At 48.1% G+C, this 15,175-nt stretch carries 13 protein-coding genes and 3 pseudogenes; 6 read left to right on the top strand and 10 right to left on the bottom strand.

Annotated elements, in window-relative coordinates; genetic code table 11:
* The first annotated feature begins 19 nt into the window (after positions 1-19).
* The 4 genes and pseudogenes from LBCZ_RS06225 (at position 20) to LBCZ_RS14775 (ending at position 2,527) form a co-directional block, all read left to right on the top strand.
* The gene (locus tag LBCZ_RS06225; protein ID WP_039638976.1) at positions 20-403 is read left to right on the top strand and encodes a MerR family transcriptional regulator; all 384 of its coding nucleotides are present in this window, start codon (positions 20-22) and stop codon (positions 401-403) included.
* Positions 404-465: 62 nt separating this feature from the next.
* The gene (locus LBCZ_RS06220; RefSeq protein ID WP_025012906.1) at positions 466-840 is read left to right on the top strand and encodes a carboxymuconolactone decarboxylase family protein; all 375 of its coding nucleotides are present in this window, start codon (positions 466-468) and stop codon (positions 838-840) included.
* Positions 841-845: 5 nt separating this feature from the next.
* On the top strand, positions 846-1,571 hold the full coding sequence (locus tag LBCZ_RS06215; RefSeq protein WP_025012905.1) for an SIR2 family NAD-dependent protein deacylase: 726 nt from the start codon (positions 846-848) through the stop codon (positions 1,569-1,571).
* A gap of 89 nt (positions 1,572-1,660) precedes the next feature.
* Positions 1,661-2,527: pseudogene (locus LBCZ_RS14775) on the top strand (DUF3737 family protein).
* Positions 2,528-2,903: 376 nt separating this feature from the next.
* Here LBCZ_RS14775 and tuf read toward each other — a convergent pair.
* From tuf to rpsO, 6 genes are all read right to left on the bottom strand, one after another.
* A complete protein-coding gene (tuf, locus tag LBCZ_RS06200) occupies positions 2,904-4,094 on the bottom strand; it encodes an elongation factor Tu (protein WP_010488554.1) in 1,191 nt (396 codons plus the stop codon).
* A 217-nt stretch (positions 4,095-4,311) separates the two neighbouring features.
* Entirely contained in the window at positions 4,312-5,217 is a 906-nt protein-coding gene (locus LBCZ_RS06195; protein WP_025012904.1) for a tetratricopeptide repeat protein, read from the bottom strand.
* A gap of 83 nt (positions 5,218-5,300) precedes the next feature.
* Positions 5,301-6,983: a ribonuclease J gene (locus LBCZ_RS06190; protein WP_025012903.1), complete on the bottom strand. Its 1,683-nt coding sequence runs from the start codon at positions 6,981-6,983 to the stop codon at positions 5,301-5,303.
* A gap of 311 nt (positions 6,984-7,294) precedes the next feature.
* Positions 7,295-7,435, bottom strand: a complete 141-nt coding sequence (locus LBCZ_RS16365; RefSeq protein ID WP_225421683.1) for a hypothetical protein — start codon at positions 7,433-7,435, stop codon at positions 7,295-7,297.
* Positions 7,426-7,983, bottom strand: coding sequence for a hypothetical protein (locus LBCZ_RS06185; RefSeq protein WP_225421682.1), 558 nt, complete (start codon positions 7,981-7,983; stop codon positions 7,426-7,428). The genes LBCZ_RS16365 and LBCZ_RS06185 overlap by 10 nt, the downstream gene beginning before the upstream one ends.
* Positions 7,984-8,458: 475 nt before the next feature.
* A complete protein-coding gene (rpsO, locus tag LBCZ_RS06180; protein WP_005685642.1) occupies positions 8,459-8,728 on the bottom strand; it encodes a 30S ribosomal protein S15 in 270 nt (89 codons plus the stop codon).
* 247 nt (positions 8,729-8,975) lie between these two features.
* Here rpsO and rpsT point away from each other — a divergent pair, with 247 nt between their 5' ends.
* On the top strand, positions 8,976-9,230 hold the full coding sequence (gene rpsT / locus LBCZ_RS06175; RefSeq protein WP_010488569.1) for a 30S ribosomal protein S20: 255 nt from the start codon (positions 8,976-8,978) through the stop codon (positions 9,228-9,230).
* Between the two features lie 146 nt (positions 9,231-9,376).
* On the opposite strand, the gene holA is transcribed toward rpsT, so the two are convergent.
* The 4 genes and pseudogenes from holA to LBCZ_RS06155 all read right to left on the bottom strand — a co-directional run.
* Positions 9,377-10,438 carry a DNA polymerase III subunit delta gene (holA, locus tag LBCZ_RS06170; protein WP_039638972.1) on the bottom strand — a complete coding sequence of 354 codons (1,062 nt, stop codon included), beginning with the start codon at positions 10,436-10,438 and terminating at the stop codon, positions 9,377-9,379.
* Positions 10,425-12,628 (bottom strand): annotated as a pseudogene (locus tag LBCZ_RS06165) (ComEC/Rec2 family competence protein). The gene holA and the pseudogene LBCZ_RS06165 overlap by 14 nt, the downstream one beginning before the upstream one ends.
* A complete protein-coding gene (locus LBCZ_RS06160) occupies positions 12,625-13,284 on the bottom strand; it encodes a ComEA family DNA-binding protein (protein WP_025012902.1) in 660 nt (219 codons plus the stop codon). Before LBCZ_RS06160 ends, LBCZ_RS06165 begins: the two are co-directional and overlap by 4 nt.
* A gap of 81 nt (positions 13,285-13,365) precedes the next feature.
* Positions 13,366-13,965, bottom strand: a pseudogene (locus tag LBCZ_RS06155) (SepM family pheromone-processing serine protease); the annotation flags it as partial.
* Positions 13,966-14,086: 121 nt separating this feature from the next.
* Here LBCZ_RS06155 and LBCZ_RS06150 point away from each other — a divergent pair.
* Positions 14,087-15,139 (top strand): IS30 family transposase, encoded by a 1,053-nt coding sequence (locus LBCZ_RS06150; RefSeq protein WP_010620018.1) that lies wholly within the window; start codon positions 14,087-14,089, stop codon positions 15,137-15,139.
* Positions 15,140-15,175: the final 36 nt, after the last annotated feature.

The raw sequence follows: 15,175 nt of genomic DNA, 5'->3' as shown, positions 1-15,175 counted from the left end.
ATGAAAGAAGGCTTCACTGATGGGTTACCCGATTGGTAAATTTTCAAAAATGGTTTCACTGTCAATTGATACGTTACGCTACTACGAAAAAGAACACTTAATTGTTCCCGACCGCGATCAAAATAATCGCCGAACCTACACAGACGCCGACCAACGCTGGATTGCCTTCATCAAACGGTTAAAGGCTACCGGCATGCCCATTAAGGAAATCAAAACGTATGCACGTTTACGTTATCAAGGTAATAGCACGATTGACGAGCGTCTGGAGTTGCTATTCACCCAAAAAGCCCGCTTAACGGCGCAACGACAGGAAATTGATGCCCATATTGCATTCTTGGAAAATAAAATTGCCACATATCATCAGCTAAAAGCAAAATTGCTAGAAAAGAATTTAAAAAAATGATTGACATGGAGTTAACTCCAGCATTTAGGGTAAAGACATCCTAAATGAAAGAGGTTATGAACATGTCAGAAAAAACACGATTAGAAAATGGTCAGGAAACCCTTGCTCAAGTTGATGGTGCAGCGGCTGCCAACGTCATGCATTCGCTAGCGGATATTGCGCCTGATGTTGGGAAGTATATTTTGGAATTTGCTTTTAGCGACATTTACAATCGTCCCGGGTTGGATTTAAAGCAACGGGAAATGATTACCCTGACCGCGCTGCTTATCCAAGGTGACACTGCCGATCAACTACAAGTCCATCTCAATGGCGCGCTTAACGTTGGTTTGACCAAAACCGAAATCGTCGAAACCATGATTCATTGCATACCCTATATCGGCTTCCCTCGGGTACTCAATGGCTTAACCGTTGCGCGGCGCGTTTTTGAAACCAGATGAGCGCCATGAGCCAAAAGCAACGTTTGCAACAGGCAGCAGCGCTGATTCGTCAACATCACCGAATCGTTGCATTTACGGGTGCCGGTATCTCGACTGAATCGGGAATCCCGGATTTGGATGGGATTGATCAAATCCTAAAAAGATCGCATAAATTTGCCGGTAATGTCTTTCGTTTTCTTGACCCGAAAGAGGCGATCGCCGATCCACATGCTTTTTACCAAATGTACCGGCAGACATTTTGCCAACCGCAGGCACGCCCCAATAATGCCCATAAAGCGTTAGTACAACTCGAACAGGCAAAAAAGCTGCTCGGTGTTGTGACGATGAATGTTGACTATCTGCATCAAAAAGCCGGAACCCGCAATATTGCGGAATACTGGGGTGATGTCCGGCGTAATCATTGCACGATTTGCCATCGCCCCAGTGACTGGCAAAAAACGCCGACAGCTGCCCTCCCGCTTTGCCCTAACTGTGGCGGACTGATTTTACCGGATTTCGTTCTAAGGCACTTGGCAACTTATCCAGACGAAATTCGGCACGGCCAGCAAATGCTAGCACAAGCGGACCTATTATTAATCATTGGCACGCGTCAATCCGCCTCAGGTTTTCGGTTGGGTTGCCCCAAAATCGTCATCAATGCATCCCGGGTCTCTACAGAAAACCTGGCAGAGCCAAACACCATTTATTTATCTGGTGAAGCTGCTGAGATTCTCAGTAGCATCGTAGCTTGAAAAGTCTCAGATCATTGTGTTAACAGTCTGAAAAATGCCGCATGCATCAAATCATTTTCTGGAACCACAAAGAAAGAAGCGAACCTATCATGGTGAATTACAACAATCAATTTTTTCATGGTGAACGTCCCTTATTCGGTCAGGAACATGCCACCATCGTTGGTACAACTTTTGGAAAAGGCGAGTCCCCGCTAGAGGAAAGCCGGCATATCAAGTTAAATCAATCAATCTTTCAGTACAAGTATCCTCTGTGGTACAGCCAGCACATTGCAGTGACGAACACCATTTTTGAAGCCATGGCTCGATCAGGCATCTGGTATACGGTTGACATCGCGGTTTCGGATAGTGAGATCCAGGCTCCGAAAACTTTTCGCCGGAGTCAGGATATTCGTCTAAAAAACGTCCATTTTTCCGATGCAAGTGAAAGTTTGTGGAACTGCGATCACATCAGCCTCGACCACGTGCAGGCAAGTGGCAACTATTTTGGCATGAACAGCTCGAACATCGTCGCCGACCATCTCAATTTGATTGGTGATTACGCCTTTGATGGTGCCAAAAACGTCGAGATGCATCACTCTACGCTTGTGGCTAAAGATGCGTTTTGGAACTCTGAAAATGTCACCATTTACGACTCCACCATCAACGGCAATTACCTCGGCTGAAATGCCAAGAACCTGACGCTCATCAACTGCACCATCGAGAGCAATCAGGGATTGTGTTATATCGATCATTTAACCATGAAGAATTGTGCCCTGCTCCATTCTGATCTGGTTTTTGAATATAGCACCAATATTGATGCGGATATTTGCTCAGATATTATCAGTGTCAAAAATCCAGGCAGCGGGAATATTCGGGCGCAATCTATCGGTAAAACTATTTTGGAAGCTGATAAAATCGAACCTGAGAAAACGCAGATCACATTGGCGGAGCCTGGCGAAACGAAGCAGTCTGCTTAAAGGTAATCTGACTAACTTCGGGGATTTGAGCAAGTCGTCCTCTATGAGCAGTGGCAGCCAATCAATCGTATTAAAAAATCTCAAGTCTTACTCGGCTTGAGATTTTTTTGGTTGTTTGAAATAGGCACTTTTTCGCTGGCGTAAGAGTTTGCGTGTGAAGGCTTGTGGGCGTCACGTCCATAGATACGTTAAAAGGGGCTATTCTATTTGAGGCAATTAAGTATCTTACGTGCGCTTTCTATAACGCGTTCGCCAGCCCAGAAACCTGCGTGTAAGGACCTTGGGCGCTTACACTCCGGTTTCTAACCGGGCTGGCTCACGCTCAAACAAAAAAGCCCACAAGCAAGCTTGCGGACTTTAAACGTTTATTCAGAAATTAGTCAAGAATTTCGGAAACAACGCCGGCGCCAACAGTACGACCGCCTTCACGAACGGTGAACTTGGTACCTTTTTCGATAGCAACCGGAGCAATCAGGTCAACTTCGAAAGTAACGTTATCGCCAGGCATAACCATTTCAACGCCTTCTGGCAATTCGATCACACCGGTAACATCGGTGGTGTGGAAGTAGAACTGCGGACGATAGTTGGAGAAGAATGGCGTATGACGGCCACCTTCTTCTTTTGTCAAGATATAAACTTCACCCTTGAACTTGTTGTGCAACTGGATGGAACCTGGCTTTGCCAGAACCTGACCACGTTCAACTTGGTCACGGTTGATCCCACGAAGCAGAACACCAACGTTATCGCCGGCTTCACCAAGATCCAAGGTCTTACGGAACATTTCAAGACCCGTAACGGTGGACTTGAGAACATCTGGCTTCAAGCCGATGATTTCAACTTCGTCGCCGACCTTAACGGTACCACGATCGATACGGCCAGAAGCAACAGTACCACGACCAGTGATGGTGAAGACATCTTCGACAGGCATCAAGAATGGCTTGTCGGTTTCACGAACTGGGGTTGGGATATATTCGTCGATGGTATCCATCAATTCCATGATAACCTTTTCCTGTTCCTTGTCGCCTTCAAGTGCTTTCAAGGCAGAACCACGGAGGACAGGAATATCATCACCAGGATAATCGTATTCGCTGAGGAGTTCCCGAACTTCCATTTCAACCAAGTCGATCAATTCTGGATCATCAACCAAGTCAGTCTTGTTCAGGAATACAACGATGTAATCAACACCAACCTGACGTGCCAACAGAATGTGTTCACGTGTTTGTGGCATTGGACCATCAGTTGCGGCAACGACCAGAATCGCACCGTCCATCTGCGCAGCACCGGTGATCATGTTCTTAACGTAGTCAGCATGCCCTGGTGCATCGATATGTGCATAGTGGCGCTTTTCCGTTTCATATTCAACGTGGGCGGTGTTGATGGTGATGCCACGTTCTTTTTCTTCTGGTGCAGCATCAATCGAAGCGTAGTCCTGCGCTTTGGCAAGGCCTTTCTCCGCCAATACTTTGGTAATAGCCGCGGTCAATGTTGTTTTACCGTGGTCAACGTGCCCGATCGTACCAATGTTTACGTGGGGCTTTGTGCGTTCATAGTGTTCTTTTTCAGCCATGAAAAAACGAACCTCCTGTATTTTTCGTAAGAATACAGGATACGTTTGTGTACCCTGATAATCCTTTACGTTTAAGTGTACTACATTTGAGCGTAAATACCAAAACAAATATCTACGCTGGAAATGAATTCCAGCAATGAGTATACATGGTCATTTTCACTTTGTAAACAGATAGCGTCAAGTTTCTTTCATTTACAGTGAAAACGTATCATTTCGCCTATTCAGACAATTTCGCTGTTTCGGCCGCCTGCCAAGCGAAAAGTTTGTCAAAACCAGTTGCTTTCCCCTGATGATGATCAAGATACGCCTGCACAAACGCCGATTGATCCGGAATCAACCGTTCGATGTCCGGATACAAGAATGCGATTTGCACTCGCGCCATCTGGACAAGCGCCTTGCCTAACTCCTGATCGTCATCGCCCAGTGCATCCTGAAGCCGCGCCAGAATTTGCGGTCCAGCTGTTTCCTCCGCCATTCCCGGCAGTTCACTAGGAATCAGTGTCTCCTGCCGATCGTAAGCTTGATACTGCACCGGCTGATCATACCCGACATTTGTCAGCAAATCTAACAACGAGACGCGCATGGCAACCGGCACTGACAAGTCCGTCAGATCAGGTACCGCGGCTTTTATCAACTGTTCTTTTGGCAAAAGTCCGATCTGACTGAACAAATCTTGTTGTTCCTGCCTTGAAAAACCACCTAAATGACTTAACTTTCGCACTAAATCCGCAATTTGTTCGCCACGCTGTTTTAAAACTGCAGCTTCAGCCTTTTCGATTTGTTTCAGAAAATGTTGCCGCCGCTCCGGCTCCAGCTCACGCAACATCGTCCGCGCCATGACGAAATTCAATGTACCCAGCCAGGCATCCAGCGCCAGTTGAGTGTCTGCATCGGTTTCTAAAAACGTTTTGTAATGCGGCAGGATCACATTGAGACTTTCATGATATTGCTTAAGTCCGTTCAGACTGGCCGCTAATGGCCGGGCAATGGCAAAATTCTGTTCCACTTCATAGGCCTTTTCAAGATGTGCGGCTGCTGAGGCAAAGTTGCCCTTTTGTAGAGCTTTCTCACCAATAACAAAGTGGCGATTTTCGTTGTCCGGTAATGATACCATCTTTGCCATACAATCCTCCTATCTTGCCGATAATCACTTGTCTCTAAGCTAAACAAAAAAATCCGGATACTGTTCCGAATTTTTTTACTTAGCTATTGGCGCTTGGCACTATTCTGGTTAACTTCCATGATCACCGGTAAAATCACGGGACGTCGCTTGGTTTGCTCAAACAAGAAGCGGCTGAACTTATCGCGAACATCCTGTTTAAGATGAGTCCAATCAAACTCCTTGTTATCGAGATTCTTTTGAACCGTTTCTGTGACCAAAGTGCCACTTTCCGCAAGTAAGTCACGGCTGGTTTTCAGATAAACGAAGCCACGACTGGTTACTTTAGGCGTGGAAACAACCCGCTTTTTCTTGCGGTCAATCGTGACGACGGCAATAAAGATGCCATCTTCGGCAAGAATTTTACGATCGCGCAGGACGATGTTACCAATGTCGCCAACGCCAATGCCATCGATCATGGTGTTGCCGGCATTGACATGACCAGAAGCATTCATCTGGCCTTTTTCATAGCGTAAAATATCGCCCATGCCGACAATAAAGATATTTGCTAGCGGGATCCCGGCTTCATGCGCGATTTCAGCATGCGCCGCCAACAGTCGATACTCGCCTTGCACCGGTATCAGATATTCCGGCTTCAGCAGGTCGATCATCAATTGAAGATCGTTCTTATAAGCATGGCCGGAGGAATGAATATCATCGCCCAAAACCTTAACGTCACCACCAGCGCGATAAATCATATCTTTTGTCCGCGCTGCCATGGTTTCCATCGCATGAGCAATGGTTGTTGTGATGAAGACGAGATCGCCGTCATGAATGTGGATGAGGCGATGACGTGATGTTGCCATTCGTTGCAGCGACTTCATCGGTTCGCCCATCCGACCGGTTTCGAGAATGACGGTTTTTTCTGGCGCCAATGCCTTCAATTCCTTGGTTTTAGCCAAAATATCGTCATTAGGCAGCTTGATATAGCCTAAGCGAATGGCCGTCTTAACCACCTTTTCGACATTGCGTCCGGTCAAGACGACCCGACGGCCGAGTGATGCGGCGGCATTAATGACTTGCTGAATCCGCTGAATGTTGCTGGCAACCCCTGCCACAATAATCCGGCCATCCTGATATTCAAATGTTTCTTTGATATGGTCGTAGATTTCATGCTCATTGGCATTCGGATAAGGCGATTCCGCATTGGCTGAGTCTGACAGCAACGCCAGAACCTTCTTGTTGCCAATTTGTGCCAGCCGTGACCAGTCCGTTTGATACATCGGCGTAGCACTAGGATCAAACTTAAAGTCCCCAGTGTAGACAATCTGACCTTCACTGGTTTCAATATCAATCCCCAATGAACCCGGAATACTATGCGTAGTCTTAAAGAAGGACACAGACACATCGCCAAAATCGATCACGGACTTTTCGTCAATGACATGAAAATCCTTAATTTTCTTGGCCTGACTGTCATGCTGCATAAAGACTTTGGCCATGGCAATCGTCAATTCCGATCCAAAAACCGGAACCGGATGATCTACCAGAAAATACGGCAGCGCCCCAACAGCATCTGCATGCCCGTGACTCAGGAAAATACCGGCAATACGGTCAGCATTTTCGGTTAAGTAGCTAAAATCGGGAATGACAACATCAATTCCCAGTAACTCATTATCAGGATATTTCAATCCAAAATCGCATACAAAAATTTGGTCGTCAACTTCGACGGCGTACATGTTTTTTCCGTTTTCACGTACCCCACCAAGAGCGACCAGATTGATCTTCGTCATGGTTTCACCTCGTGGTTAAATTATGGAAGCATCGTTGACAACCGTGCGTTGCAACATGCTTCCGCCGAATAAATTCTGCTACCAGTGTAACACACGAAGCGTTGAAAACCTATAGAACCGACATTGCCGGCACCTGATCCAAAGATGTTTGAATGCAAAAAGCCTCCCCGAACTGCCGGCATAGCAACGTCTGATGAGCTGACAGCGAGTCAGCGAGCTGCATAAGACGGATTTATTCGAACAGGCAGGTAACGTGACTACTAGCGTTCTTTTTTCCATAGTCGTTTTTAGTTGCTCGTGCTGCCATCCATTCACACTTCGTCGGCAAAGAACCTACGGACAGTTGCCTGATTTTGCTTGGCCGCTTCAAGTGCAGCCTGATAACCGGCATCGCTAGTTTGTGCGGCATCCAAATGGTACGCGGCGACTTCGCGGCCATCCGCTAAAACCACGGCAACTTCGGGCGAACTGCCAGCAGCAAATTGTCGCCCATGATCAAGCGCATTACCGCTAGCGCCGCGCGATCAGTCACTGGGCCAAACCCGACGCCATGAGCATGCGGCAACAGATTAACTAGCCATGCGCGCAAGTCAGCTGGTTGTATTTTTTGATCAGGCACCGTTAAAAACGCCGCTTCGCCCAAGGACCAAAAGTCCAGAGATGTGCCAGCAGGTTGGCGAATTAAAGTCAACGGGAAAGTCTTGCGTGGCCGGTTGACATCATCAGATGAAAACGACGTTACCATTGCTTTAAGCGAGTCTGGCAGTATAGACGTGCTCACGTCAAATCCGAGCAAGCGTTTAGCGATCAGCCGGATTAATTGCACAATTGCCGAATCAATTTGGGACGTGATAACTTGATCCGGCTCATCTCGAGTCACGGCAACAAATGCCCATTGGCCGCTTATTGCCGCAAGTACCCAAGCACTGTTCGGAGTGACCCCCAAAACGGTGACCCGTAATAGTTGATTTTGGTAGCGCTGACGGTACTCCTCATACATATTCGCCCATCCCCTTAGGTAGTTTGTCTAGCTGTTACGTTGGTTATAGCAATTTGACCTAGGAATAGCCAAGATGATATCACGCGCTTATTGGTGCAGGAGCCTGCGTGTGAGGATCTTGGGCGCAATGGCCAAGAACTGCAATTAGGGCAAAAGCGTTCTATTCAAGGCCTGGTACGATACCCTTCTTCTGCTCTCTATAACGCGTTCACTGGCGCAGGAGCCTGCGTGTAAGGACCTCAAGGCTAAATGGCCAAGGCTTTATAACATATAGATTAAGTTATTGAAGGTAAAAAAACTAACTGCTGCTCTATAACGCGCTCACTGGCGCAGGAGCCTGCATGTAAGGACCTTGGTCGCAATGGCCAAAACCCGGCCATCACGTCCAAGGCCACTTACACTCCGGCTCCTAAGCGCGCCAGTTCACGCTCACACCAAAAAAGGCCGCCTCAACAGGCGACCTTTGGTGAATAGCTTAACGACGCAGGCCTAATGACTTGATTAAGTCACGGTAGCGGATGATATCTTTGTTACGCAGATAAGCCAGCAAGTTACGACGATGGCCGATTTTCTTCATCAGACCAACGTAGCTGTGATGATCTTTCTTGTGAACGGACAAGTGATCGTTTAATGCCAGAATTTCTGCTGTCAAAACCGCGATCTGAACCTCTGGTGAACCGGTATCACCATCATGTCGTGCATATTGCTTAATGATTTCGTTCTTTTGAGTTTGGTCAATTGCCAATGTTGTGTACCACCTTTCTGAATATTGCCTGAAACTGAGTAAAGCGTCGGTGGATCGCCAAACTAAGTATCAGGTTCAAAGTACTGTCTAACTTTACCGGAGTTGGCCGGCGATTGCAAGTCATTTTAGCTATCAAGCAATTTTCCTTTACAAGTTTTTATTGCATTGGCTGCTTGGCTTCTGTATAATAGCGTCTGTTGAAACTTATGCAGTTTTATCATAATCCACTGTTGGAGGTGAACATCTCATGCCACAAATCAAATCTGCAATCAAGCGTGTTAAGACACAAGAAGCCGCTCGCGAACGCAACATCGCTCAGTTGAACGCAATGCGTACTGCTGTTAAGAAGTTCAAGAGTGCAACCGAACAAAATGCTGACAACAGTCAGGATCTTTACAAGGCAGCAACTCGTGCCATCGACATGGCAAACAGCAAGGGCCTCATCAAAAAGAACAAGGCCGGCCGCGATAAGAGCCGTCTTTCAGCCCTACTCAACAAGTAATCAAGGCGTTAAGCCAATTTAAAACAGCTACCGCGTGTTTTACGACACGTGGTAGCTGTTTTTTGATGCCCAAGTATTTGACCAACTGATGACGACCATTACCCTAACAAACAAGCCGCGGTATTTAGCGACCACTCATCGCCCGGTTAACGTACTGATTGACGCTGATTACCACGATGACCAGCCGATGACTGTCCCGTATATTTAAGCATAAAAAGTTCAAACGCCAATTCCTTATCAATGGTCCCGGTTTTCATAGCCGTTTCGGTATCAACCAAACCACTATAAGCCTGCGCTAGCTGTTGGTAAGGCAATCGATCAACTTGTCGCAGTGCCAACTTAACGCGATAAGGATGCGCCTTAAGCGTTGTGGCAATATTCCCTTGGCCATACCCTTTTTGAGCCAACAGCTTAACTTGCAGTAATAAACGAAATTGGCCAAGCATCAAGGCATTCAACCGAATCGGCTCTTCTCGCTGGGCAAGCAGATCCCGATACAATGCCAAAGCATCCGCTGCATGTTTGCGTAACACATCCGTTACCAAATCAAAGACTCGGTCATTGAGTTGCTTGGGTACGAGTGCCGAGACCGCCGCAACAGTTAGCGGGCTACCATCGCTGGCGTAGGTCAAAAGTTTGCGCACTTCTCCCATCATGATGGAATATTGGCCATTCGTGCGCTGCACAAGTGTGTCCAGTGCCGGAGCTTCAATGCTCACTTTATGTTGCTTGAAAATTTGCGCCAGTGCCATGCGGGCAGCGTGTTCATCAAGTGGCGCCGCATCAACGATCAATGCCGACTTTTTCAGTGCTTTCGTCAGTCGCTTACGTTCATCCAACTTTTTGTAAGGTGCCACCAATACCATCATGGTTGACGGGACAGGATTTTCAAAATAGGTCTGTAATCCGGCAAGGTCATGATCAATTTTATCCGTACTCTTCTCGCCGGTTAAAAAGTAAGGCGCATCAATCACTACTTCTCGATAGTCCCCGAAAAACGGCATCGAAGTAGCGTCATCTAAAGCCACGCCAACAGGTGTCTGATGCATATCGTAACGGCCAAAATTCATTGCCTTTTGATCCTCGGGAATCATGTTGGCAATTGCTTGTTGGGCCTGTTCGCGCAGTGCCTGTTCTTCGCCAAGAATGAGCGTCAGTGACGGACGATCACCATTTTTTAGATGTTTGATAAAATCACGGACCTGCATGTGACTTGGACTCCTTTATTTTTAACCAACTGAATAACTCGTCTTCTTGACGATAAGGGCTTGATTCGACCCATATCATCCCCTGCTCATGCGTGCTTACCGCTGGCACACCCGCCTTGGCAAACGTCTCAAGAGTCTCCCGATGCGGGTGGCCATAACGATTGGCAACTCCAGCAGAAATTAACGCTGTCTTTAAATCTAAACTTGCAACAACCGCGGGATCACTGGAAGTTTTTGAACCGTGATGCCTTGCTTTTAAAAAATCAGCTTTAAGTTGGCGCGGTAAAACTTGTGACCTTTCAATCACCTGATCCGCATCACCGGTAAACAACCAGTTACTTTTGCCTATTTTACCATAGAGCACAATCGAATCGGCGTTCTTATCTCGCGGATTCGGGCGCGCATCTACCGTTGGCCAGAGCACCTGAAATTGTAACGGGCCCACCTGAAGCTGCTGATCAGCCGTAACAATTTGTACCTTCGCCACGCGCTGCCGAATCTTGCGAATCATGGGATGATCCTGCGCAGTTGGCGTCGTGACTAGGCGATCATTGGCATGAGTCGGGCCAGCAATGGAGCATCCCCTAAATGATCCATATGCGGATGGGTCACGACCAATGTATTTAACCGCGTATATCCGCGCGCATGCAGGTAAGGAACAATGGCCCGGCTGACAGGTGGATGACTGGTTTGGCCAAAGATTCGGCCGCCAGTATCAATCAACATCACGCCACGGCGAAAAGGCGCTTCGATTAAAATAGCGTCCCCTTGCCCCACATCAAACATCACGACCCGATAATTCGGTTGATACCAGCACCACGCCAGCACAACCAAAAACCAGCTAATGGCGAGTGGCCACTTCAGCCGAGTAATAACAATGGCCATCACAAGCACACCGGCAACAGCTAACCAACTAGGAAAAGCACCGATGATCATTTGTCCCGGCAGTCGGCTCAGTCCGATCAACACGGTTTCCAACAGCTGGAGGGCATCATTGAAAAGGCGTGTCACCCCCGAATGTGGCAATGCCAAAGCCACAACCAAACCGGGCATAATCGCCAATTCAAAAATTGGCATCAATAACCAATTAAAAATCACTGTCAGCACATTAAAGCTAAACGTATGCCAGGCAATAACCGGCATGCCGGCCAGAACCAACCGCCAATTCAGTTGCCATTTACGCATGGTCGGCAAACTAATGAGTAAACCGGTCATTAAATAAGTCAGCTGCCCACCCATCGTCATTAAAATTCGCGGCTGCCAGATTAAATTCACCATCAGCACCATGCCAAATAAATCTAGACCGGTAAAGCCTAACTGAAGATAGCGATTAACGATCCCGGCTAGTCGCATCCAGACAGCACGCCACAAGCCTGCCCCCAATGGCAACAAGAGCAATAAAAGCGGCAACAAGCCCATCAGCGCCAAATCAACAACGCCCTGAGGTATCCGAAGCCGGGCAGCAAACCAGTATAGCGCGGCGACTGATGCGAACAGATGTAATCCGGATATGGAAAAAAGGTGGAAAACACCTAAATCGACAAACGCCTGCCGCTGGGTCATAAAGTCATCATCCATTTGTCCTAGCAATAGTCCCTTGGCGTATTGGCGTACCTTAGGCGGCAACTGGGCTAAATAAGCAAAGATCTTGACACGCCACCCGTCAATAACATCCTGCAGTTGCTGTTTTTGCTGAAACGAAAAATCTAAGGTTGGTTTAACTAATTCATAAGCAAGTTGCCGACTCTGCCACGCGTAAGTTGCATAATCAAATTCATATTGATTGCGCGCCGGAGCTAGGCGTGTCACTTCGTAAGCACCCTCTAGCCGCACGGGCTGATCATTCGTTGCCAATTTGCTGGCGACCGCCTGGGAGACCGTACCACGACCGCTGACACTGACGCCGTTAGCCGCCCGACCGATGAAACTAACATACCCCTCTTTAAGTTTAATAGCCGAAGCCGGAATAGCGATACTGCCATGTGGCTGGGGCGGATGGCGCCACTGAAGGACATCCATAACGCCGCGTCCCAACCCAATCACGAAAAACAAACCAACACAAATAGAAATCGTTCGATCCGTTTTAATAATCAGCCAAATGACCAATAACCCCGTCACCCACCAAAACCCGATTCCGCCCATGATACCGGCAAGTAAAGCAACTGTCACCAAAATAAGCCGGCCGCTCATGGCCCCAGCGTAAACTGCGGAGCCAAAGTTTCAAACGTTTTATCGCCGATTCCCGGCACTTCCTTGAGCTCGGCAATCTCTTTGAAACCGCCATGACTATCCCGATAATTAATAATATCAGCGGCTTTTTTCGGTCCGATCCCGCTAATCGTTTGCAACTGGGTCGCATCTGCTTTATTAAGATCAACGACACCACCGCTACTAGCTTGAGTCTTCGCTTCGCCGCTTGAAGCAACCCCGGAAGTTGCCGTGGCAGCCGGCGCAGCAACCGTTTCCCCTTTTTCCGGTACATGCAGGCTTTCCTGATCACTGGCAATTTTGGCTAAATTAACCTGTTGCATATCGGCATTGGCCGTCAGCCCACCAGCAGCTTTGACGACCTCTTCCCACCGCGTGTTTTCCCGGACCGGGTAAATACCAGGCCGCAAGACTGCCCCTTTGAGATGCACAAATCCTTGCGATGGCCGACTGCGACTGCTTGCACTGCCGGAAGAACGGGACATCATCACCTGCGAACTGCCGCTAGCCCGCCCACTCTCGGACAGCGGTTGGTTAGCCGAACTGCCTTGAGCCTGTTGCCAAAAAAAGAACCCGCCGATGACAATAATCAAAGGCGCGTACCAATATGTTTTGAGCCAATACGTCAGTGTCGTCATTTTTCTCACCTCGACAACACATTACGCAAGCCATTAAAAAAGAACCGCCAAACTGACAGTTCTAGTTTTAAAATCATGACGTTACTTGGCGGTTTTCGAATAATTTTCCATATACCGAATCACATCGCTTAAAGTCTTGACCGGTACGATTTTCATCTTGGTCTTAATTTGCTTAGCCGTCTGCACCGCTTCCGTATAGTTGTTGACATAATTTGGATCATAGTGCTTCAACTTTTTGGTGGCGGGCTGATTCGGAGCAAAGAAAACTTTGGCCCCCTTGGCATCCGCGGCGACCACTTTCTTATCGATGCCGCCGATTTGGCCAACGTGACCCGCTGGATCGATGGTGCCAGTTCCGGCAATCACATGCCCGCGGCGCAGATTCTGATGGGTGATCTGGGTATAGATCTGTAAGGCAAACATCGTTCCGGCACTCGGTCCACCGATATTCCCCGCATCAATCTTAACTTTAGGATCACTGGTAACTGACGTATTCTCGGTCAGCGTGATGCCGATGCCGGCGCGCTTCGTCTGCGGCAAACGAATCAGCTTCGCCGTGGCCTGTTTGGTCTTGCCTTGATGTTGATACGTCAACGTAATGGCTGTACCCACTTTTTGCGATTTAATCGCATTCACATAAGCGTCGGCAGTTTTATATGATTTACCATTTAATTTAGTAACGCGCATTTTAGAATCAAGTTAGCCACTGTCTCAAAATTTTTTGGACAATAAAAAACATCAAGAACAGATATCCTGTATCATTGAAGTTCCTACCCAAACAATGGAAGAGGATATTGTCTTGATGCAGAAACAGGATAGCACACACCGCCAAAAAGGTCAGCACTTAACATCACTCGAGCGCGGAAAAGTGGCCGGATTCCGCCAAGCTGGGAAGTCCAATCGTTGGATTGCTGCTGAAATTGGCGTCTGCCCGCAGACCATTAATAATGAAATCAAGCGAGGTACAGTAGATCAGGTCAAGAAGAGTAATGGCAAGCGCGTCTACCATCGACAATACCTGCCAGAGGCTGCTCAGGCACGTTACGAGACTGCACGCTTGAGCTGCCATCGTCCTGACAAGTTCGCCAGCGTACAGGTCTTCTTAGCCTGGTACGTACAGCGAGCTAAGCAGGACAAATGGTCGCCGGATGCTTCAATCGGCTATGCCAAGCGACACAAGCTGTTTACTCCTGAAGAGCTTGTTTGTGCCTCGACTTTGTACCAGTACATTGACGACCAACGCCTAGAGATTCGAAATATCGACCTGTTGGAGAAGACTAAGCGGAAGACCTCTCACCAGCACCACACCAAGGCTAAGCGCCTGGCTGGCCGCAGTATCGAGGAACGGCCTAAGGTCGTTGAACGACGCAGGCAGTTCGGTCACTGGGAGATGGATACCATTGTCGGTAAACGCAATGGCAAGGAGAGCGTCATCTTGACTCTGATTGAGCGCAAGACCCGTTGCCAACTTCTCCGCTTGATCGAAGGACGAGATGCAGACTCTGTGAGCTATGCATTGCGTGGAATCAAGCGCGAATGGGGAGCTTGCATCAAGACCATCACAGCCGACAACGGACCCGAGTTCACCGCCTTAAATACTGCTTTTGCTGGGACGGAAACTGAGATCTTCTACGCCCATCCTTACACGTCCTGCGACCGTGGCACCAACGAGGCACATAACCGGATGATCCGCCAGGACTTCCCTAAGGGCATGTCCCTAGATGACATTAGCCCTAGTCAAGTGCAGGCCACGCAAGACCGCTTGAATCAGTTGCCTCGCAAACAACAGGGCTACTGCACACCCCAGCAAAACTTTGAGGCCGAAGCTCGGCGCGTTCGCCGCATGGCCCAGTAGTCTCTCTAGCGCCACAACTTCTATTTGATAACGGCC

The sequence above is a fragment of the Lacticaseibacillus casei DSM 20011 = JCM 1134 = ATCC 393 genome (genome assembly GCF_000829055.1).
In the GTDB taxonomy this organism is placed as follows: Bacteria; Bacillota; Bacilli; order Lactobacillales; family Lactobacillaceae; genus Lacticaseibacillus; species Lacticaseibacillus casei.
The sequence above is the reverse complement of the archived record's forward strand: the minus strand, read 5'-3'. Positions and strand labels throughout refer to the sequence as shown.